At 68.5% G+C, this 19218-nt stretch carries 16 protein-coding genes and 1 pseudogene; 8 read left to right on the forward strand and 9 right to left on the reverse strand.

The genetic code is table 11. The features are described 5' to 3' along the window. Positions 1-18: 18 nt before the first annotated feature. The 3 genes from OG303_RS36875 (at position 19) to OG303_RS36885 (ending at position 1380) form a co-directional block, all read left to right on the forward strand. On the forward strand, positions 19-561 hold the full coding sequence (locus OG303_RS36875) for an SMI1/KNR4 family protein (protein ID WP_405873966.1): 543 nt from the start codon (positions 19-21) through the stop codon (positions 559-561). Between the two features lie 28 nt (positions 562-589). Beyond that, a complete protein-coding gene (locus tag OG303_RS36880) occupies positions 590-739 on the forward strand; it encodes a hypothetical protein (protein ID WP_405873967.1) in 150 nt (49 codons plus the stop codon). 224 nt (positions 740-963) lie between these two features. Further along, entirely contained in the window at positions 964-1380 is a 417-nt protein-coding gene (locus tag OG303_RS36885) for a contact-dependent growth inhibition system immunity protein (protein ID WP_405873968.1), read from the forward strand. 156 nt (positions 1381-1536) lie between these two features. Here the strand turns inward: OG303_RS36885 and OG303_RS36890 are convergent, their stop codons facing one another. The 4 genes and pseudogenes from OG303_RS36890 to OG303_RS36905 all read right to left on the reverse strand — a co-directional run bounded on the left by OG303_RS36890 (position 1537) and on the right by OG303_RS36905 (position 6197). Beyond that, a complete protein-coding gene (locus OG303_RS36890) occupies positions 1537-2082 on the reverse strand; it encodes a hypothetical protein (RefSeq protein WP_405873970.1) in 546 nt (181 codons plus the stop codon). A gap of 957 nt (positions 2083-3039) precedes the next feature. Further along, positions 3040-3553, reverse strand: a pseudogene (locus tag OG303_RS36895) (transposase); the annotation flags it as partial. Beyond that, entirely contained in the window at positions 3553-4194 is a 642-nt protein-coding gene (locus tag OG303_RS36900) for a DUF6461 domain-containing protein (protein ID WP_405873972.1), read from the reverse strand. The gene OG303_RS36900 and the pseudogene OG303_RS36895, both read right to left, overlap by 1 nt. 86 nt (positions 4195-4280) lie before the next feature. Then, on the reverse strand, positions 4281-6197 hold the full coding sequence (locus tag OG303_RS36905) for a hypothetical protein (protein WP_405873974.1): 1917 nt from the start codon (positions 6195-6197) through the stop codon (positions 4281-4283). Positions 6198-6845: 648 nt separating this feature from the next. On the opposite strand from OG303_RS36905, the gene OG303_RS36910 reads away from it, so the two are divergent. From OG303_RS36910 to OG303_RS36920, 3 genes are all read left to right on the forward strand, one after another. Beyond that, the gene (locus OG303_RS36910) at positions 6846-7616 is read left to right on the forward strand and encodes a nucleotidyltransferase domain-containing protein (RefSeq protein ID WP_405873975.1); all 771 of its coding nucleotides are present in this window, start codon (positions 6846-6848) and stop codon (positions 7614-7616) included. A gap of 79 nt (positions 7617-7695) precedes the next feature. Beyond that, complete coding sequence (locus tag OG303_RS36915; protein WP_405873977.1) at positions 7696-8427, forward strand: hypothetical protein; 732 nt, start codon at positions 7696-7698, stop codon at positions 8425-8427. Positions 8428-9074: 647 nt separating this feature from the next. Beyond that, the gene (locus OG303_RS36920) at positions 9075-10982 is read left to right on the forward strand and encodes an FUSC family protein (protein ID WP_405873979.1); all 1908 of its coding nucleotides are present in this window, start codon (positions 9075-9077) and stop codon (positions 10980-10982) included. A gap of 85 nt (positions 10983-11067) precedes the next feature. Here the strand turns inward: OG303_RS36920 and OG303_RS36925 are convergent, their stop codons facing one another. Both OG303_RS36925 and OG303_RS36930 read right to left on the reverse strand, forming a co-directional pair. Continuing rightward, the gene (locus OG303_RS36925) at positions 11068-13032 is read right to left on the reverse strand and encodes a glycoside hydrolase family 3 protein (protein WP_405873980.1); all 1965 of its coding nucleotides are present in this window, start codon (positions 13030-13032) and stop codon (positions 11068-11070) included. Positions 13033-13390: 358 nt separating this feature from the next. After that, complete coding sequence (locus OG303_RS36930; RefSeq protein ID WP_405873981.1) at positions 13391-14545, reverse strand: GH12 family glycosyl hydrolase domain-containing protein; 1155 nt, start codon at positions 14543-14545, stop codon at positions 13391-13393. 866 nt (positions 14546-15411) lie between these two features. Here OG303_RS36930 and OG303_RS36935 point away from each other — a divergent pair. Further along, the gene (locus OG303_RS36935) at positions 15412-16077 is read left to right on the forward strand and encodes a TetR/AcrR family transcriptional regulator (RefSeq protein ID WP_405873983.1); all 666 of its coding nucleotides are present in this window, start codon (positions 15412-15414) and stop codon (positions 16075-16077) included. 80 nt (positions 16078-16157) lie between these two features. Here the strand turns inward: OG303_RS36935 and OG303_RS36940 are convergent, their stop codons facing one another. Continuing rightward, the gene (locus tag OG303_RS36940) at positions 16158-16670 is read right to left on the reverse strand and encodes a winged helix-turn-helix transcriptional regulator (protein WP_405873985.1); all 513 of its coding nucleotides are present in this window, start codon (positions 16668-16670) and stop codon (positions 16158-16160) included. A 100-nt stretch (positions 16671-16770) separates the two neighbouring features. Here OG303_RS36940 and OG303_RS36945 point away from each other — a divergent pair, with 100 nt between their 5' ends. Beyond that, positions 16771-17205 carry a nuclear transport factor 2 family protein gene (locus OG303_RS36945; protein WP_405873987.1) on the forward strand — a complete coding sequence of 145 codons (435 nt, stop codon included), beginning with the start codon at positions 16771-16773 and terminating at the stop codon, positions 17203-17205. Here the strand turns inward: OG303_RS36945 and OG303_RS36950 are convergent. Together OG303_RS36950 and OG303_RS36955 are read right to left on the reverse strand one after the other, a co-directional pair. Then, positions 17194-17835 carry a response regulator gene (locus tag OG303_RS36950; protein WP_405873988.1) on the reverse strand — a complete coding sequence of 214 codons (642 nt, stop codon included), beginning with the start codon at positions 17833-17835 and terminating at the stop codon, positions 17194-17196. The two genes, OG303_RS36945 and OG303_RS36950, sit on opposite strands and share 12 nt — an antisense overlap. After that, entirely contained in the window at positions 17832-19058 is a 1227-nt protein-coding gene (locus OG303_RS36955; RefSeq protein ID WP_405873990.1) for a sensor histidine kinase, read from the reverse strand. The genes OG303_RS36950 and OG303_RS36955 overlap by 4 nt, the downstream gene beginning before the upstream one ends. Positions 19059-19218 lie beyond the last annotated feature (160 nt).

Here is a 19218-nt window from a genome sequence, read left to right on the forward strand (position 1 = left end):
AGAAAGGATCCGCCCGCATTGCACCCTGCCGTGGAACGCCTTTCCGGGATCATTCCTCCGGGTGCTCCGCGCCGCTCACGCGACTGGCCGGCCGCCGAGCAACGGCTCGGTACCCCCCTGCCGGAGGACTACAAGGAACTCGTCGAGACCTACGGAGGCGGCGTCTTCGACGAGACCATCTGGCTTCTGGACCCGGATTGTCCCGACCAGGACTACAACCTCCTCGGCCAGGCCACGGAGCGCGCAGAGATCCTTGCCAACCTGTGGCAGACCGAAGCCAAGCCGACGGAACTCCAGAGCGATGCCGACGCGCAGGTCCTGCCCTGGGCCTATCTCGAGGACAGCGGCGCGTACCTGTACTGGCTGCGGCAGCCGGGACAGAAACCGACCGAGTGGACGGTCATGCTCAACGAAGGACGAGGCCCGGAATGGGAACACCACCCCACCCAGTGCGCCCCCTTCCTCCTTTCCGTCCTGACAGGGGAAGCCGAGACCGAGTACTTTGCCGACCTGCCCATCGACAGTCACCAGTTCGATTCCAACGACGAAATTCTCGCGTAGCCGCGACGTGAGTCGTCGATGAGTACAGGTGGACGGACCCGACCAGGCGGTTCGAACGCCGCGCACGTCCTCTTTGGAGCTTACGCACAAGGAGCACATGCGGGGCATTGGCCGCGTCATCGCCGACTCCTGGCCCTACGACGACCCGCTGGGCTGCGTGATCCTCGAAAAGGCGTGATTTGCCGAAAATTTCCTCAAGAGCGTCGCCTCACCTGTATGAAATGGTCAAAATAGATGCCTTGTTGGATGAACGACGTCATGGGCGCATCCGTCGACGAACTCGAGTCGCCTCAACGTCGGTCGGCGAGACGGCCGTCGGCCGCGCGGCTGGGAGCGGCCCCTGCCGATGCGAACAGCAGAACTGGTTCTCCTCGGTAGCCAGGTACACGGAAGGAACCGTCGATGCCCCAGCCTGTCGACCGTACTCAGTCCCTTGAGCAGCTCGAGAGACAACGCTGGCCAGATCCCGCCGAAGACACGACCCCCATGGTCAAGAACGTCCATGAGCTGCGTCGTCGCCCCATCGGAACGTTGGAGCCGCACGAGCTGGCCCGGTTGATCGGTCAGGACGTTGGCTTGCCATTGCTGCTTCCGCTTGCCGTGGAGATCCTGCGAGACACCGCCCCCAACCAGGCAGTCGGCGGCTGGTACGACGACGACCTGCTGTACGCGGTCGTGACCAGAGGGCCGCAGGTATGGGCAGAGGCCCCGGACCTGGCACGCAATCTCAAGGAGACCGCAGCGATGCTGAGCGACCTTTCACGCTACGTTAAACAGGAGGTTGACGACTTCCTCGCCTCGCTCCCCGAGGGGATTTGACGTCAAACCGGGGGTGCAGTGCCATGCTTCGCAAATCGCGCCAGGAACTGGTTCAAGTCGTTCAGCAACTTATCGATGCAGCGCTGCCAGAAGATGAAGAGGATCGCCTCCTCGGAGAACTTAAGGGGAGTGTTCTGTATCCACGGGTCAGCGACCTCATCTATTATTCCGACCCTCCTTTGACGGCTGAAGAAGTGGTAGACCGAGCTCTCGCATATCGTCCGATCGAGCTGTAGTCCGGTCGGCCTCCGACGAGTTCTGTGGCTTGGGGAGCTTCAACGTCGGCATGTGAGACGGCCGTTCGGCCGCATGGCCGGGAGAGGTCGCTCCGCCGGCGTCGAGGAACAGGTCGGTGAGCGCCCAGACACAGGAATCGAGCAGGTGCGGGGACTTCTCTTCGGCTTCGGAGGCGCCGACGTACGTCGTCATCTGCTCCAGCACCGCGAACGTACGTGGCGGGCCGGCGTGGCTGATGCGGGACTGGGACTGCTCGTACAGCATCGCCACCGGCGCCGCGCGGGCGCGTTTGCCGCGGGTGGCGTGGACGATGCGGCACGGGACCGTCGGATCGACCTCGGCGAGGAGGGCGGGGAGGTAGTCGCCGCCGTTGTTGACCTCGATGACCACGTAGTCGGCCTGGTGCTCGTGGTAGAGGGCTGCGGCGCATCGCCGTCGTCGGCGTGTAGGGGGCCTGTTCTGCATGGAAGGCGTAGCCGCGGGGGCGGCGGTCGCCGTACCTCTGCTCCAGAGGGAAGCAGCAGCCGGCCACCGTGAAGGCGGTCAGGTCCGCGGAGTCAGTCGTCGTGACGGCCGGGTCGACGGCGATGACCAGGCGGTCGAGGGGCGGGACGGCGGTGCGGGCGATGCGGAAGCCCTCGACCTCGAACATCCACTGCTTCCACAGGGCGCCCTCGACGTCCTCGATGAGGACGCCGTCGAACTCCTGGCGGCCCAGGCGGGTCCCGCCCGTACTCGGAGTCGAGTTCGGCGAGAGCGGCGGGGGAGAGGTTGGCGCGGTTGTCCTCGGTGCGGCCGAAGGTCAGGACGACGGTGGAGCCGGAGCGACGACCGCGGTCGACGAGGCGCTTAACGTGGGGGAGCGGCTTGGGAGTGGTGGAGATGACGACCTGCAGGGACGGGGCCTCGCGCAGGCAGAACCACAGCATGTCGTACACCGACTGGGCGGTGTGGCGGTTCCACGCCGCGTAGGGGAGGCGGCCCAGATGCGCCCAGCCTCGGCAGCCGACTTCGCTTGCCCCAGCCGCGGCCCGTCAGCATTGTCCAGGCCGGCCATTCGCCTTCAGGGAGTCGCTGCGAGGCACGGTCGTGGTGGTGCAGCCATTTCTCGTGCGGGAGGCTGCCGCAACCGGCGCACGATCGCAGGCCCAGCGGCGCGCCGACACTGCGTCGGCCTGGATCAGTCCGGAGACCTCGGCCTGCAACCCGGCGTCGGACATCCCGGCCGGGTCCGAAGCGCGGCAGGCGGATCGGCCGTCAGGTCTGATCGCCGCCCAACGTGCCGATGCGTGCCTCGAGTTCGCGGGGCAGTTGTTCCATGCGGGCGCGGCGGTCCTCGTCCGTCATGCTGGAGACGTCTGCCGTGTCCGCGCCCGCGGGCCGGGCGAAGGTCTCGGTCAGGTCCATGCCGTACGCGGCGCTGCTGCGGATGCGGGCGCGTTCCTTGTGCTCGGCGGCCAGGGCGTCGCGGTGGCGGGCGCTGGCGTTGCGCCATCGCAGGTAGGCGTGCAGGGCCTGGGTCTGCACGGTGTGGTTGGGGTGGTTCGAAGTTGGCGATGGTGAACTGCCGCAGTGGTCCAAAGTGGGCTTCGAGCGGGTTCGCCCAGGACGCGTAGGTCGGGGTGAAGCAGAGCTTGACCTTGATCTTCTTCGCCCAGCGGCGGATGTCGGACCCTTTGTGGGCGGACAGGTTGTCCGGATCGACTTCAGCGCGGCCAGCGTGTTGGCGGCACTCTTTTTTGCGGCGGTTGACGGCCCACAGGCGGTTGTCGCCGACCGAGTAACAGCCGTGGAAGTAGCGCACCCCGTGGCTGCGGTGGTAGGTGGCCGGCACCCGGTCGGGGCGTTTGCGTTCGGCCCAGCCCGAGCCTGCGGTGGGCCAGATCCCGAGCTGGCCGAACTCGTCGAAGGCGAAGATCCGGTCCGGGAAGGTGGTCACCAGGAGGACGGAGGTGAGGTGCGGGTGACCACGGCAGGAAGCTGCCCGCTTTCGATCACCTGCCGCGGGAGTGACAGCCCGAAATGCTCGCCGACGACCTTCAATACCCGGCGCTTCTCTTCGGCAGGCGACAGCTCCTCGTCCTCGCCGAGCAGGTCGTCGATGCTGTCTTCCGGCGGGATGACTCCGGCCGCTTCCAGCGCCGGGCGCAGTAGGTCGGGCTGGGCTCCGACGGGGTCGTAGCCGAAGCCCAACTCGAAGTGCAGCTGCAGCTCACCGTCGGCGAGGTACGTGAAGAAGGAGGGTGGATCGTCCGGCCGTGGGTCGAAGATCAGGACCTCGGCGCCGCGGGACGTTGCTGGGTCCAGGGCCCAGCCGTCACTGCCCACGCACTCCACGATGAACGACCAGTCGCCGCTTTGGCCGATGCGGCCGACGCAGTAGATCTGCGTGAGGTCGACCATGCGGTGCGCTTCCTGGATGGTGAGGGCGGGCCCGACCTCGACAGGCTCGTGGTCGGCCATGCGTTCGGCCAGCTGCTGAGGGCTGAGGCCGCGGGCGCAGGTGATGTACAGGTCGGTGGCGCTCGGGCTCGTGCCGCGCCAGGCATCGGCGATCCATGCGAGGTTTTCAGGCATTGCGGTTCACTCCTTCCGTGCACAACGTGGTGCTGGTGGGGCACAGCGAGAACCAGTGCTGTGCCCCACCAGCGGTCAGAAGACTGTCACGGCTTGGGAACCGTGCAGGTCACGGTCGCCTTGGATGCGTCGCAGTGCGTGAACTGGGGGAAGTTCACCCAGTACGGGTCCTGGTCGAGCAACCGGTACTTGCCGGAGAAGCCCCCGCTGAACGCTCCACCCATCGAGGTGGAGTTGATCCATCCCGACATGGCTGAGCGGCCACAGACTTCCTTCCATGTCGGAGCAGGCACACGGATGTCGTCGTACAGGTGCCATTCGCCCTGCTTGACCCGGGTGGCGTAGGTCTGCACGCAGTCGTTGCCGGTGTCGACCTCGTTCATGCCGCCCATGCCTGCGGGCATGCCGCCGGAGTTGTAGGTAGAGGCGTAGGCGAACTCGTCACATGACGCCTTGTCGGTCGCGCTGATCTCGGGAACGGTGGTGGCGTCCGGGTTGCCGTAGGTGGCCGCCCATCCGTCAGGGCAGATCACCTTGCGGTTGTCGTCCGGGTCACGGTTGTGCGCGTTCTTGTCCTCGGCAGGAAGAAAGAACAGTGGCTTGTTGGCTGCCTTGCTCCCGGGGTGGGTGGGCAGCTTGGACTGCATCAGCCACGCGTGTGCGACGGCCGGCGGCGTCTTGGCGAAGTTCATCACCCACGTCGGGATGTACTTGTAGAAGGCGCAACCCGGTGTGTCCGAGGAAATCTTGTCGCAACGGATCTGCGCACCATCGGCCTGCCACCGCGTCGCGGCCGGGTTGGCCACCGGTGAGTAGGCGGTGATCTTCGTGGACAGGTCCAGCTTGTCCGCGTTGTTAGCCGCGTTCCAGGTGTGGTCGATCTTCCCGACCGCCGAGTGCGAGAACGGATCCGCCCCCGTCCACTCCAGCGCCCCGTCCCACGACTGCGGTCCGTTGGAGCACCGGTCAGCCAGGAGGCAGTCGAACTCCACGTTGAGTGTCACCGAACCGAACTTCGGGTCGACCTCCACCGGCACGAGGACGAGCTGCTGCGTGAACGTCGCCGAGTTCCCCGCCAGTTTCACCTCCTGGCCGACGGCCCAAGAGGCGTTCAGGATTTCACCGGTGGGCTTGCCGTCCTTGACGACGATGCCCTGGTACTCGTACGTGAAGCTGCCGATGCATGCCTCGTACCTCTTGATGTGCGAGTCGAGGAGGTTCGCACACCAGTCGACCAGGTGGGGCAAGGCCGCGTTCGCCCCCTTGGTGAGGGCGTCGCGGGTCTTCTTGCTGTCATCCGGTACCAGCCGCGAACACGGCTGAATCCCCGTCTTCTTGTTCAACTCGCCGCAGTTCCAGCCGCCTTCGGCGCTCAGACCGATGGGCGGTTCGGTCGGCTCGACCGCGACCATGGACGGCTGAGCGATCTTCTGCGGCTCCTGGTAGTCGTCCTGATTGACGGTCGGAGCGTCCTTGTTCGGCTCGGGCAGGGTGATGCTCACAGCCCGGCCGCGCGTGTGGAACTTCGCCCATGACGACCAGTCGGTCTCGTACAGGCTGCCGTCGAAGGCGCTGGTACGGAAGGCGTAGGTGGTGTTCGTCTTCAGGTCGCCGTATCTGAGGGTCACCGACGCCGTTCCGCCGGATGTCACGAAGTCGGACACGACCACACCGTACGCGGCGGGTTTGCCGGTGTCGGGGTCGGTGAGCTGGACCTGGTCCTTCGGGTTGCCGCTGGCGTCCGTCGTGTAGACCTGGAAGGTCAGGTCCGCCTTGTCGCCGTCGGCGTCGGTGACGGTGTTGCTGAGTGTGACGTTGGTGCGATTGGTCTGCCACACGCCCGCCGAGTCCTTGGTGGATGGCGGGCCGGCCTTGAGGTTCTTTCCTGAGACGGGCCGGTTGTTGTTGGCCTTGATGAGTGCCTCCGGGCCTGCCGCAGGCCGGGAGGACGGCGCATAGTCCCAAGCGGGAGTGCTGTCGCCGCTGTCGGCTGCGGCGGCCACGCCGCCGGATCCCAGGAGCAGGATCGAGCAGGCCCCGAGGGCGAGTTTCGACAGGATGCGTCTTCTTCTGGAGCTTGCTAACAAGAGAGATTTCCCCTCTGGCCCCGCCCACAGGTTCCCTCTGAGCGAGGCTCGTCGGTTGCAATTGGTCGCACTGACGTTCTATGGACAGTTGACCTGGGCGGCAAGGTCATCAACAGAGGCACACACCATGAAATGGATGTGGTGGACGTGACGCTGGACACGGTTGTGCGCTGCGGGGTCACGATCCTGTGAGGAGGCTGTGAAGGCGCCTGAGTGCCTTGAAGGGAATCTGAGGTTCAACATCGAAGCGGCGTCAGCGGTTTCAACGCCGCGGTGGGTTCATTGCCGGCCCCCTGTCCCGCCCCTTCACCCCGTGACCGTTGTCGAGTCCCGTTACGGATGTGTCTACGAGCCCGGCGCCTGGCTCGCGTTTCCGTGCCCCCTCGACGAGTTGCCGGACGGGTGGGACGAAGCTGACGTTCCTGCATGAGGTTCTGGGACGAGAATCCCCATGCGGCGGGAGGCGGGAGCACGCCGGCCGAGGCGTACACGGCGCTCATGGCTCGCCTTCTCCCATGACGATGCGGATACCCACTGCCCGATCGACCGACAGGAGCCGTAATCGTGCCCGCCTTCACCGACCAGGCCTTCCTCGACGACATCGCCGACCGCCTCGCCGCCCTCCCCACGGTCCAGGCCGTCGCCCTCGGCGGCTCCCGCGCTCAGGGCACGCACCGGCCCGACAGCGACTGGGACCTGGCCGTCTACTACCGAGGCCCCCTCGACCCCGCCGACCTCCGTGCCCTCGGCTGGGAGGGCGAGGTCTCCGAAGTGGGCGGCTGGGGCGGTGGCGTCTTCAACGGCGGCGCCTGGCTGACGATCGACGGGCGGCGCGTCGATGTGCACTACCGCGATCTCGACGTGATCGAGCACGAGTTGGCGGAGGCGGAGGAGGGGCGGTTCCGGGTGGAGCCGTTGATGTTCCATCTCGCCGGGATTCCGAGCTACCTGGTCGTCGCGGAGCTGGCGATCAATCAGGTGCTCCGGGGTGAGCTGCCACGGCCGGCCTCGTACCCGGAGGAGCTGCGTGTCTCCGCCGTCGAACGCTGGCGCGGCACCGCCCACGCCACCCTCGCCTACGCGAAGGCCAACCACGCCCCAGCCGGCCGCCTTACGGAGGTCGCGGGCTGCGTAGCCACGGCCGCCATGCAGACCGGGCATGCCGTGCTGGCGGCGCGCGGGGAGTGGGTGACGAACGAGAAACGGTTGCTGGAGCGGGCCGGGCTGCGGGGGATCGATGCCGTGCTCGGGCAATTGGGACCGGATCCGGAGGCGTTGGCACGGGCGATCGCCGACGCGGAGGCGCTTTTCGCGTCCGTCTTCCCGGCCGCGTGATCTGCATCCCTGTCTGCCGCCGGCGCTGGGGCAAATAATCCTTCGAGTTGCCCCAGTTCCCCCTGCTACCGTCCCTCACGTGGCGAAACTCAATCAGATCATCGCAGTGGAGAAGGGCATCAAGTCCAAGGCCCATCAGGACCTGACGGCTGCTCATCACGGGCTGCAGAAGCCCGCGTTGCTGGCCGGTATCTCGCGTACGTACCAGCCGAAGGACGAGGAGGGTGAGCAACTGCCGCCCGAGTCGACGCGAGTTCAGGTGCAGGCCGAGGGCGTGTTGCGGGAGACCGCGGCGACCCTGACCCGGCTGTTCGACGTGACCGCCACCAAGGACTGGGCCAACTGTGCCGCTCGTGCGGACGTGAAGGTGGATGGGCGGGTGCTTGTCGCCGATGTGCCCGTCTCTTACCTCCTCTTCCTTGAGAAGCAGCTTGTCGATCTCAACACGTTCGTACGGAAGTTGCCCGTCCTCGACGCCTCCGAGTCGTGGGTTCAGGACCCGTCCACCGATGCTTGGAAGACCGAGCCGGTGCGCACCCTTCGTACGAAGAAGGTGCCTCGCAACCACGTCAAGGCGGAGGCCACCGAGAAGCACCCGGCCCAGGTCGAGGTCTACTACGAGGACATTCCCGTCGGGTACTGGACCACCGTGAAGTTCTCCGGTGCGCTTCCGGCCCGTCGCGTCAATGAACTCCTCGACCGCGTCGAGAAGTTGCAGCAGGCCGTGAAGTTCGCGCGGGAGGAAGCGAACGGCGTCGACGTCGTCGACCAGCGGGTCGGGGACGCCGTGTTCGGCTACCTCTTCCAGTAACCCAGTAACCCAGTAACCCGGCTATCCCAGTAGCCGAGTAACCTTTAGACTCCCCGGTCCCTTGCGACCGGGGTGCGCGAAGAGCGCAAGCTGAAGCTGAAGCTTGTCGTGAATGCGCGGTTCCAGTGGAGGTTCGAGTCCTCCTCGCGGCACTCAAGAGCAACTCCCTTGCCGCGGTAGCCCAACTGGCAGAGGCAGACCGCGATCAATCTCAGACTCTCGCTCCAGACTCAGCATTCGCCGTCGATCGCCGGATCGACCGGGTTCAGGCCCCAGTACGTCGAGATGCTGGTTCAAGTCCAGTCCGCACAGCTCGATGTGCGGTGGTCCAAAGGCAGGACGCGACGACCTCAGACTGACCTGGACCCTCAAGTGTGCCGGCGTGCGAACATGGGCGGCATCACAGGGCCCGGGGGCAGGCTACGCCCCCGGGTCCGCCTTCGTTTCCGCAGTCGCGCAGCCGCCGTACCGGGATTGCGTTCATAAAGAACGCGGCTTTCCCTTCGATCGTCACATCGCGGAAATACGAGCGTTCCCGTACCTCCAAGTACGCCATCTACCGTGGACACCACACCCGCCCACAGCCCGGCCACCGTCGCCCGAAGGCTCACCCCCGCCCTCGTCGAGACGACAGGAGCCCACTCTCCGTGTCCCGCCCCGCCGCCCGCACCGGCACCCGGCCCCGTACTTTCGCCCTCCCGCCCTGGCTCGCCCACGCCCTCCGTGCCCAGCGCGGGCCCGTCCCCTGGAGTGCGGTCGTGCGCGGGGCCCTCGCCGCCGGGCCTCTTCTCCTCGCTGCTGTCCTTCTCGACCGCACCTCGCTCGGTGTCGTTGCCGCCATCGCCGCCATGCTCGCCGGGATCAATGACCGGCCCGGCAGTCGGCGGGCTTCCGTCCGGCGGCTTGGGGTGCCCGCGCTCGCGGGAGCGGGCGGGCTGCTGGTCGGGACGTATGCCGGAGAGCATGTCGGAGCGGTCGCGCTCACCGTCCTTCTCACCGGCATCGGGCTCTTCGCCGGTGGGATCAGTGCCATCGGCCCTGTCGCCTCCGGCGCCGGTACGCAGTTGCTCGTCGCCTCCGCGATCGGGGCCGGGATGCCGGTCCCGGAGGCGGGGTGGCTGCGCGCCCTTGCCTATCTCGCGGGCGCCGGGTGGCTGATCGCGCTGCGACTGCTCCTCCCTACGCCCGGTGCCACCGCCGGCGACTTCCGGTTCGACGGGGAGCGGGACGCCGTAGCCGCTGTGTACGACGCCATCGCCGACCTTCTCGAGGCTGCCGGGAGTGATGACGCAATCGCCCGTCGCGTCGCGCTGACCGCTGCGCTCGACCATGCGCAGGACGCCCTCGCCGGGCCGCGGTTGCGGCGGTACGCCTCCTCCTCCCACGAGCGGCGGCTGCACGCGCAGTACGCCGCCGCGCTGCCGTTGGGCGAGGCCGCGACTGCTCTCGCCTGGGCCGGGGAAGCCGTCACCGGGCGGGCGTCCGAAGGGCCCCGGCGGCTCGCGGCCGCCGTGCGCGGCAGCTCCCATACCGGGCCGCTGCCCGCGCCCCACCGTTCCGCCCCCGCCCTGCGCGCCCTCGACGACGCCCTCCTCCACGCCGCCGACGCCTTCGACCAGGGAGAGGGGAGCGATCTGCACACCCGGAGGAGGACGGCAAGAAGTCTGCTCCGGCTCGCCTTTGGTGCCGGCGGGCGTGAGTACGGGCTGCGGGTCGCCCTGTGCTTCGGGGCCAGTGCCGCCGTGGCCCAGGCCCTGCATCACGCCCGCTGGTACGGGCAGCACGAGCACTGGTACTGGCTGCCCGCCACCGCCGTTTTCCTCGTCAAGCCCGATCTCGGGCCGCTCGCGTCCAGGGTGTTGAACCGCGCGGCGGGCACCGTACTCGGTGCTCTCCTGTTCGCCGGCTTCGCCGCGGTACTTTCCCGGCCCGAGGGGCTCATCGCGCTCGTGGCCGTCAGTGGGGCCCTGATTCCTGTCGCCACGCGGCACTTCGCCGCCCAGACCGCCGTCGTCACCGTGCTTGTCCTGGCCCTGGTGATGGTCGGCGGGGAGCCGCAGGCCTCCGCCGGCCGGATCGGCGAGACGCTGCTGGCTTGCGCGATCGTGCTCATCGTCGGGCATCTGCCGATGCCGGGGCAGCGGGGCGGGCGAGTGCAGGCCCGGCTCGCCGCGGCGGGCAGCGCCGCGTACGCCTACCTCCACCACGTCCTTGGTGAGTCCCGCGGCCCGGACCCGACAACGGGCCCCGACTCCCGTGCCACCCGCTGGACCCTCCGCCGCGAGGCCTACCGCAAGCTCGCCGAGGCGCGTACCTCCATCGCCCTCGCCGCCGCCGAACTCCCCGCGCTCGCCCGGCACTCGGAGGGCGCGGACGAGGTCGTCGTCACCCTTGAACGGCTCGTGGACGCCACCACCGCGTGCGCCGTGCACCTCGACGACTCGGGCCGTCTCTCACACCGGGACCGTGCGCAACTCGCCGAGCTTCTCGGCGAGTTGGAACACAGCCGCGAGCGCACGGGGCTACGACTGCCCGAGTTGCCCCACGCCGTGTAGCGGACGAGGCTACGACTCCCCAGAACTTCCCCCAACTGCCCCTGGCTGCACCGTTGTTGAGAGCGGGTCTGGACAGGAGGGTCAGTCAGTGCTTGGTGGTCAGGCCGTAGCCGTAGGGGAACAGCGGGTCGTAGTTAGCGTCGCCGATGTTGATCGGTTCCTGGGCCTCGCTGCGGGGCCAGGTGACGGGGAGTTTTCCGGTGAAGGGGTGCTTGCCGAACAGCACGTCGGCGACGCCTTCGCCTTCGCTGCCGGGGAGCCAGGACATCACGAAGGCGTCCGCCTTGGGCAGTTGGCCGGTGATGATCTGGGGGCGGCCGGCGACGTCGAGGACGATGCAGGTTTTGATGGCGGAGCAGACGCGGTCGATGTTCGCGCGGTCGGTGGCGGAGAGGTTGAGGGTGTGGCCGCCGGTACCGACGTCTCCCATGCCTTCGGCGTAGGGGGTTTCGCCTACGACGACGATGCCGACGTCGGAGCCGGTGGTGGGGGCGGTGGCGTCGGCGCTGTAGGTGACGTTCTTCGCGTTCTGCTTGATGCCCTGGAGGATGGTGGTGCCGGGGAAGGCGGTGTTGCCGGACTGGCCCTGCCAGGAGACCGTCCATCCGCCGGCCTGGTTGCCCAGGTCGTCGGCGTTGACCCCGGCGACGTAGAGGTGTTGGGAGGGCCTGAGCGGCAGCGCGTGGTGGTCGTTCTTCAGGAGCACCTGGGATTCGGCGACCGCGCGGCGGGCCACGGCACGGTGGGCGGGCGAGCCGACGGTGCCGATGTGGGTGCGGTCGGTGTAGGGGTGCTCGAACAGGCCGAGTTGGAACTTCGTTCGCAGGATCCGGGACACGGCGTCGTCGATGCGGGACATCGGTACCCGGCCGGCCTGGACCTCGGCGGTGAGGGCCTGCTCGAACTGCGGCGCGTCATAGGGCTGCATGAACATGTCCATGCCGGCGTTGACGGAGGTGCGGACCTGGGTGGCGAAGTCGCCCGGGAGTTCGGTGATGGCGTCCCAGTCGCTGATGAGGAATCCGTCGAAGCCGATCTTCTGCTTCAGGACGTCGGTGAGCAGTTCCTTGCTGGCGCTCATCTTCACCGGCTTGCTGCCGGGCACGTCGGTCCACTGGACCGAGGAGTAGGAGGGCATGATGCTGCCGACATGGTGGAGCTGGACGGCGGTGACATACGGCGCGAGATCGATGTCCTGGAAGCGCCGGTGGCTGGTGATCGTCACACCGCGGTCGATGGTGTAGTCGTTCGTGGTGGATGTGCCGTAGGTGGTGTCGCCGTCACCGGCGAAGTGCTTGACGGTGGCCAGCACGCGGTCGGGCCGGGCCAGATCGCTCGTACGAGTGCCCTGGAAGCCGTCGACGGCAGTCGTCATGCGCTGCACCAGCCGTGGGTCTTCGCCGAAGCTCTCGTAGGTGCGGCCCCAGCGTTCGTCGCGGGTGACGCACACGCACGGGGCGAAGACCCACTGCGGGCCGGTGGCGCGGGTCTCGGTGGCCGTGATGTGCTCCTCTGCGGCCACCAGTTGAGGGTCACGGGTGGCACCCATGCCGATGTTCTGCGGGAAGATCGTCGCGCCGACCAGGTTGCCGGCACCGTGCACGGAGTCGATGCCGTACAGCAGCGGGATGTGCAGCCGAGTCGTCAGCGCTTGCTTCTGGTAGCCGTCGACCATGTCCGCCCACGCCTTGGGCGTGTTGGGCGTCGGAGCGGAGCCGCCGCCGGACAGGAGCGAGCCGAGGTTGAGGTTCGCGATCTGCGTGGGGTCGGCGTCGACCGAGCCGCGTTCGGCCTGGGTCATCTGACCGATCTTCTCCGCCAGGGTCATGCGGCCGAGCAGGTCCAAGACCCGCTGCGCCGTGGGCAGTTCGGGGTAGAGATAAAGCGGCGTCCGGCTGTCGGCGGTGGCCGCGATGCCGGGTTCGGCCAGGGCCGATGAGGCCGGGATCGCCGTGGCGACCAAGGCAGTTGCGGCCAGCAGCAGGCCTGCCGTGCGTCGGCCGGTGGTGAGTCGTGGCGCCAGGACGTGGCGTGCGGGCTGATGTCTCACGTCGATGCTCCCTTGGATGGGGCCGCCCCGCTCGGAGCGGCCGGGATGCAGTGGTGCAGTGCTGTCCGGGGTGGCGCCCCGCAGCCTCGTTCGCGCTGCGGGGCGCCCGCCGTTGCAGTCGGGGTTCACTCAGGCCGCCGTGCGACCGGGGGGAGAGGCGTGACACGGCAGATCGCTGGGACCTACCTCTCGCGGCAGGTCGCTGGAACCTGCCTCACGCCTCGGCAGCACGTCTCCTTCATGAACACCCTCGGGCTACGGCACCCGCCGCCCGCGGCGCACCATCCCGTGGTGCGCGGCCCCAGGCGGCAGCCTGGTCATACGTCCCGGCGTCGAGCCTTGCCGCGCCGGGGCGTCGCTACTTCTGCGTCCAGACCTGGTTGGGCTGTATGCCGCCGCCGTAGCAGTCCCACAGCTGCAGCAGCGCGCCGTTGCCGGAGCCGGCGGCGTCCAGGCACTTCCCGGACTGGGGGTTGGTGATGGTGCCGTTGGCGTTGGACTGCCACTGCTGGGCGCCGGTGCCGTTGCACGACCAGAGCTGCACCCTGGCGCCGTTGGCCGTGGAACCGGCGGCCACGTCAAGGCACTTGCCGGACTGCGGGTTGACGAGCGTGTCGCCGGTCCGCGTCCACTTCTGGTTCGAGCCGGTGCCGCAGTCCCACAACTGGACGGGGGTGCCGTCGGCCGTGCCCCAGTCCTTCAAGTCCAGGCAGCGGCCGCTCTGCTGCCCGACGATCGTGCCGGACGTACCGCCACCGTCACCGCCGCCATCGCCCGAGCCGTTGGAGTCGTAGGAGAAGGAGTTCACCGCCAGGCCGGGGCCGCCGACCCAGGGCTCGAAGCCGAACTGCACGCTGGTCATGTACCACGCCGATGACAAGTAGCCGCGGCTGAGCGAGTCGTTGGTGAAGTCCTTGATGTTCACCGTGATCGCGTTGGTGGGCTGCTGGCGGACGTAGGAGACGGTGTTCCAGGCGATGCCGCTGCCCTGACGGCCGTACCAGACGTCCCAGTTGGCGCCTTCGATCCACGCCGTCCCGACCATGGTGCCGAACGGCGTGGGCGACCCGGAGTGGTTGGCCCAGATCATCATTTCCTCGCCGTTGTTCTGGCCCGACGGGTTGGGGCTGGTGTCAAACCAGATGTCGTACGCGGCGTCCCACTGCCCGTCGGCGGTCGAGAAGTCGACGCTGGACTGCGGGTTGCCGAAGGCCGACACCTGCAGCGGCAGGCCGTTGCCGCTGGAGCAGTTGCCGTAGTGGCAGCCGGCGTAGATCGAGGGATACGCCGCCGGCGCGCCGCTGGTGCCCACGTCGTGCCAGCCGGTGGTGACCTTGAAGCCGTCGTCCGACACGTCGATGCACTGGGGGATCGAGTCACCCCACTCGTTGTTCTGGACGACGTACTTGCCGCCCGAGACCTTCATGCTGTCGGTCTTGCCGCACAGGGTCGTGTTCGCGGACGCCGGCGAAGCACCGGCCAGGGAGAGGGCAACCAGGAACAGGGCAGCCACGACTGCCGCGACTGCCGCAGCCCCACGGCGCGGCTTCATTCGCGATCTGGTCAGGCGCGGCTTCATGCGTGCTCTGGGCATGCGTGATCTGGGCATAGGAATCCTTTCGATCGCCGGGCGTCTGCGGCTGCCCGGACGGTGGGGGATGGATTCGAGGTGCTGGGAGCGCTCCCATTCGCGGAAACGCCGACGCCGGAATCTTCCGGAAATGAAATGAGGGGGGTCCGCGTCAAGGCGGCCCGTCAGTGCCGCCTTTGAGGCGGAGCCAGTACGCGGCATGCGAGCTCGCCCAGCTCACTCACGCCGCGACACATGAAGCCAGCGGGGCTGATTGCCTGTCAAGCGGTCTGCATGCGTTCACTTTGTGAAGCAATTGCGGTGTGCGTCTGACGAGCGCGAATGGGTCGGTCTCGAACCGGACCGATCTCGAACAAGCCCCTGCCGGATGCCGCATGCTGGTCGCCGCACCCCTGGATGGCCACTTCGGCGAGCGCTGTGATGACTTCGCGCCTCGGCGTCTGTGAATTCACCGGTCGAACATGCCCCTTGCCGATGCTTCCGGACGGGTCTAAGGTGCCGTCCTAGATAAGTCACTAGCTAGTAGCTACTAACTAACTCGCCCTGGTAGCCACTGGTAGTCACTGGCAGGGACAGGCTGCGGGCCATCGTCGGCCCGGGAGCGGAAGCGGGTGATGCCCAAGATCGGTCAGCCACTGGACGGTTCACGCATCGCAGTATTCGACCGCCGTGGTCGCCCACCGAGGCGGGTCGGGTGATGAGACACTGACGGCCACTCGGGGAACGTACTGTCCCTTCAGCGCTGTCCCGCAACGACGGTGACGCCCGACGGAGAGGTCCTGGCGAACATGGCTGAGGGGGCGCCCGCGTACCGGCGCGACCGGCCACGACTGCCTGCCGCCGAGCGGCGGCGCCAGATCATCGACATCACCTCCGCGCTTGTCGCGGATCGCGGTTTCTGGGGTCTGTCGATGCAGGACGTGGCCGATCGGTGCGGGCTCACCGTTCCCGGTGTGCTGCGCCACGTCGGCTCCAAGACCGGCTTGCTCGTCGCGGTGCTGGAACACCGGGATGTCGAGGATGCCCGATCGCTTCGCGCCCAACTCGGCGTCGGTGAGGACGAGGTCCCGGACGAGTGGTCCGCCGGCGGCCCCGACGGAGTCGGCCTGCGGCAGTTGTGCTCGGCGACGATGCGGCGCAATGCGCAGCAGCCGGAGATCGTACGGCTCTTCACCGTGCTCGAGGCCGAGTCGTTGACACCGAGCCATCCGGCGCACGCCTACTTCGTGAAGCGACAGAAGCAGGCGATTGCCGCCTTCACGTCCTTGGCCAGGGAGCTCAGCGAACGTCCGGACTCGCTCGCCCGGCACATCGTGGCGATGATGGACGGCCTGCAGATCCAGTGGCTGCGCGCTCCGCAGACGTTCGACCTGGTCCGGGAGTGGGAGGACGCCGCTGAGGTGCTCTTCGGCGAACCCGAGGATGCCGCGCCCAGGCAGAAGCGGACCGGCTGACCGAACCGACGCGGTGGCTCCGGACCGGGAGCAACTCACCAAGCTGCTGGGCGAGTTGGAGAAACCGCGAACGGACCGGGCTATGGCTGCCCCATCTGCCCCACACCGTGCAGCACCGTGTCCACCAGCGCCGTCCCCGGCGCCCTCCGCCCGCCCGGCCCCGCCGTGTGCCTGACCTCCCCCGGCCTCAGCTCGCCCCCGCACTCCGAGCACGTGACCCGTGCCTGGGCCACGTCCCCGCACGTCTCGTGCACCAGTACCAGCGGCGGTCCCGCCACCGCCCGGTGCCGGTCGCCCCACGTCAGCAGCGTCAGGACGGCGCCGTACAACTCCCGCCCGGCATCGGTCAGTTCGTACTCGTAGCGCACCGGACGCTCCTGGTACGCCACCCGCTCCACCACTCCCTCCGCGACCAGGTGGTCGAGGCGGTCCGCCAGGATGTTGGTGGCGATGCCGAGGTCGGCGCGCAGGTCCTCGTAGCGGTTCAGGCCGAGGAAGAGGTCGCGCAGGATCACGACCGTCCACTGGTCCGCCACGACGGCCGCGGCCCGTGCCACCGAACAGTGCATCCGCGAGAAACGCTCACCCTTCATACGGCCAACGGTATCCCTTGCAATCCACAAGTGACCTGCCTAGCCTCTTCATGGAGGGTCACTTGCAAAGAGCAAGCCATTCTCAGGAGTGAGGTACCGCATGTACCACGCCATCGTCCGCCGCAAGGTCCGCAACCTCTGGCGCACCGTCGGCAGCGGGGACGCCGGCGGCTATCGGCAGGCCGTCGCCCTCGCCGCCCCCGACGTGCACTTCCGCTTCGTCGGCGACACTCCGATGGGCGCCGATCTGCGCGGCCGGGACGGCTTCGCCGACTGGTTCGAGCGTTTCGAGCGGACGTTCCCCGGGCTGCGGCTGACCCTCCAGGACATCGCCGTGCAGGGTCCTCCGTGGAACACCACGGTCGTCACGCGGCTGCGCGTGCGCGGCACGCTCGCGGACGGCGGCGCGTACGAGAACGAGGCCATGCAGTGGGTACGGCTGCGCTGGGGGCGGATGGTGGAAGACACCGTTCTGGAGGACACGCTCCGGCTCGACCAGGCCTGTCGGCGGCAGGAGGCAGCGTCACGCCAGTAGCCGCCGCTCCTTCGCCACCGCCACCGCCCCCGCCCGCGTCTCCACCCCCAACTTGCCGTAGATCCGGCCCAGATGGGTCTTCACCGTCGCCTCGCTGATGAACAGCGCTCGGGCGATCTCGCGGTTGCCGAGGCCGCGGGCGAGCTGGCCGAGGATCTCGTGTTCGCGGTCGGAGAGGGTGGGGCGCGGGCTGCGCATCTGGGCCAGCAGGCGGTCGGCGACCGGTGCCGAGAGGGCCGTACGGCCGGAGGCGGCGCTGTGGATCGCCGCGAAGAGTTCGTCCGGGCGTTCCGCCTTCAGCAGATACCCCGTGGCGCCCGCCTCGATGGCTCGGGTGATGTCGGCGTCGGTGTCGAACATCGTCAACACCAGGACGCGGGGCGCCACTTCAGCGTATTCACCGCCGGCTGTCAGGTGACGGGTGGCCGTCACGCCGTCCATGCCGTCCCCGAGTTGGAGGTCCATCAGTACGACGTCGGGGTGCACGCGCGCGGCCATGGCGAGCGCCTCCTCGCCGCTGCCCGCCTCGCCGACCACCTCGATGCCGGCCGCGCTCGACAGCAGGGCGCGCAGGCCGGCCCGTACCACTGCGTGGTCGTCGCACAGCAGAAGACGGACGGGGGTACTCACGAGACGCGCTCCTTGAGGGGTTCGGCGACGAAGGGGACGGTGACCGTGACGACCGTGCCCTCGCCCGGCGTCGATTCCAGGATGAGCGTGCCGCCCGACTGGCGGGCCCGGATGCGCATGGCCGGCAGGCCGTGACCCCGCGTGCGGCCCGGTTCCGTCGGCAACTCCGCCACCTCGAACCCCCGCCCGTTGTCCGCGACGTCCAGCGAGATCTGGTCGTCCAGGCAGGTCAGGGTCAGCGCGGCCCGGGTCGCGGCGGAGTGCTCGCGTACGTTGGCCAGCGCGCCCTGGGCGATGCGCAAAAGGGCGGCCTCGATGCGTTCGGGGAGCGGGCCCGCCTCGCCGTCGAGGTGGAACTCCACCGCGAGACCGGGACCGCTCTCCCGTTCGGCGAGCGCGCTCAGGGCCGCGGGCAGGGAGTTCTCCGCGAGGTCGGCCGGTGCCAGGTCGTGGACGAAACGGCGGGCCTCGGCGAGGCTGCGGGAGGTGATTCCGGCCGCCTTGCGGAGGTGCGCGCGGGCCGCGTCCGGGTCTGTCTCCCATACGCGCTCGGCGGCCTGCAGCAGCATCTGCTGACTGGACAGGCCCTGCGCGAGGGTGTCGTGGATCTCCGTCGACAGCCGCTGCCGTTCCGCCAGGACGCCCGCCCGGCGTTCGGTGGCCGCGAGGTCGCGGCGGGTGCGGACGAGGTCGTCGATCAGGACGCGCTGCCGGGCCGCCTGACGCTGGAGACGGACCAGTACGGCGATGGCGACCGCGGCGACGGCGGGCGGAGCGATGACCATGTTGGGGTTGAGCGTGCCGTCGGCCACGCGTACCTCGGTGACGACGACCAGCCCGGTGAGTACGGCGGCCAGCGGCACCGACAGCCGCGGGGGCAGCGCGTGCAGACCGGCGAACAGCAGCGGCATCGCGCACCAGGTGGCGCTCGGCGCGAGGACGAGCAGCACCACCCAGACCGCGGACACCGTAGCCAGCCAGGCCAGGTGGCGTGCGGTCGGCGGCGAACCGGGGCGGGGGGCCGGGGCCACGAAGTGCCCGAGGACGTAGATCAGGCAGAAGATGGTGAAGAGAGCCACCACCCATCCCGTACGGGCACCGCCCTGGTCGCGGGTCAGGAAGCGCGCGAACGACGAGCACAACAGCAAAAAGAACGCGCCGTGCACGACCGCGGCCAGCCGGCGCTCGTCGGGATCGGTGGCCGTGGGGGACGGCCGTCTCATCGTTCGCTGCCTCATCCTCCGTGTCTAACGCGACGCACTCCCGACCGCATCAACCGATCGGCTGACATCGCGTTCACCCGAACCGCCCTCGGACCTGCTCCTGTCGGCCGAGCCGTCCGCCCCGTCCACGCCCCGAGGCTGGAAGCTGACCCCATGCCAC

The sequence above is a fragment of the Streptomyces sp. NBC_00005 genome (assembly GCF_045160215.1).
Classification (GTDB): Bacteria; Actinomycetota; Actinomycetes; order Streptomycetales; family Streptomycetaceae; genus Streptomyces.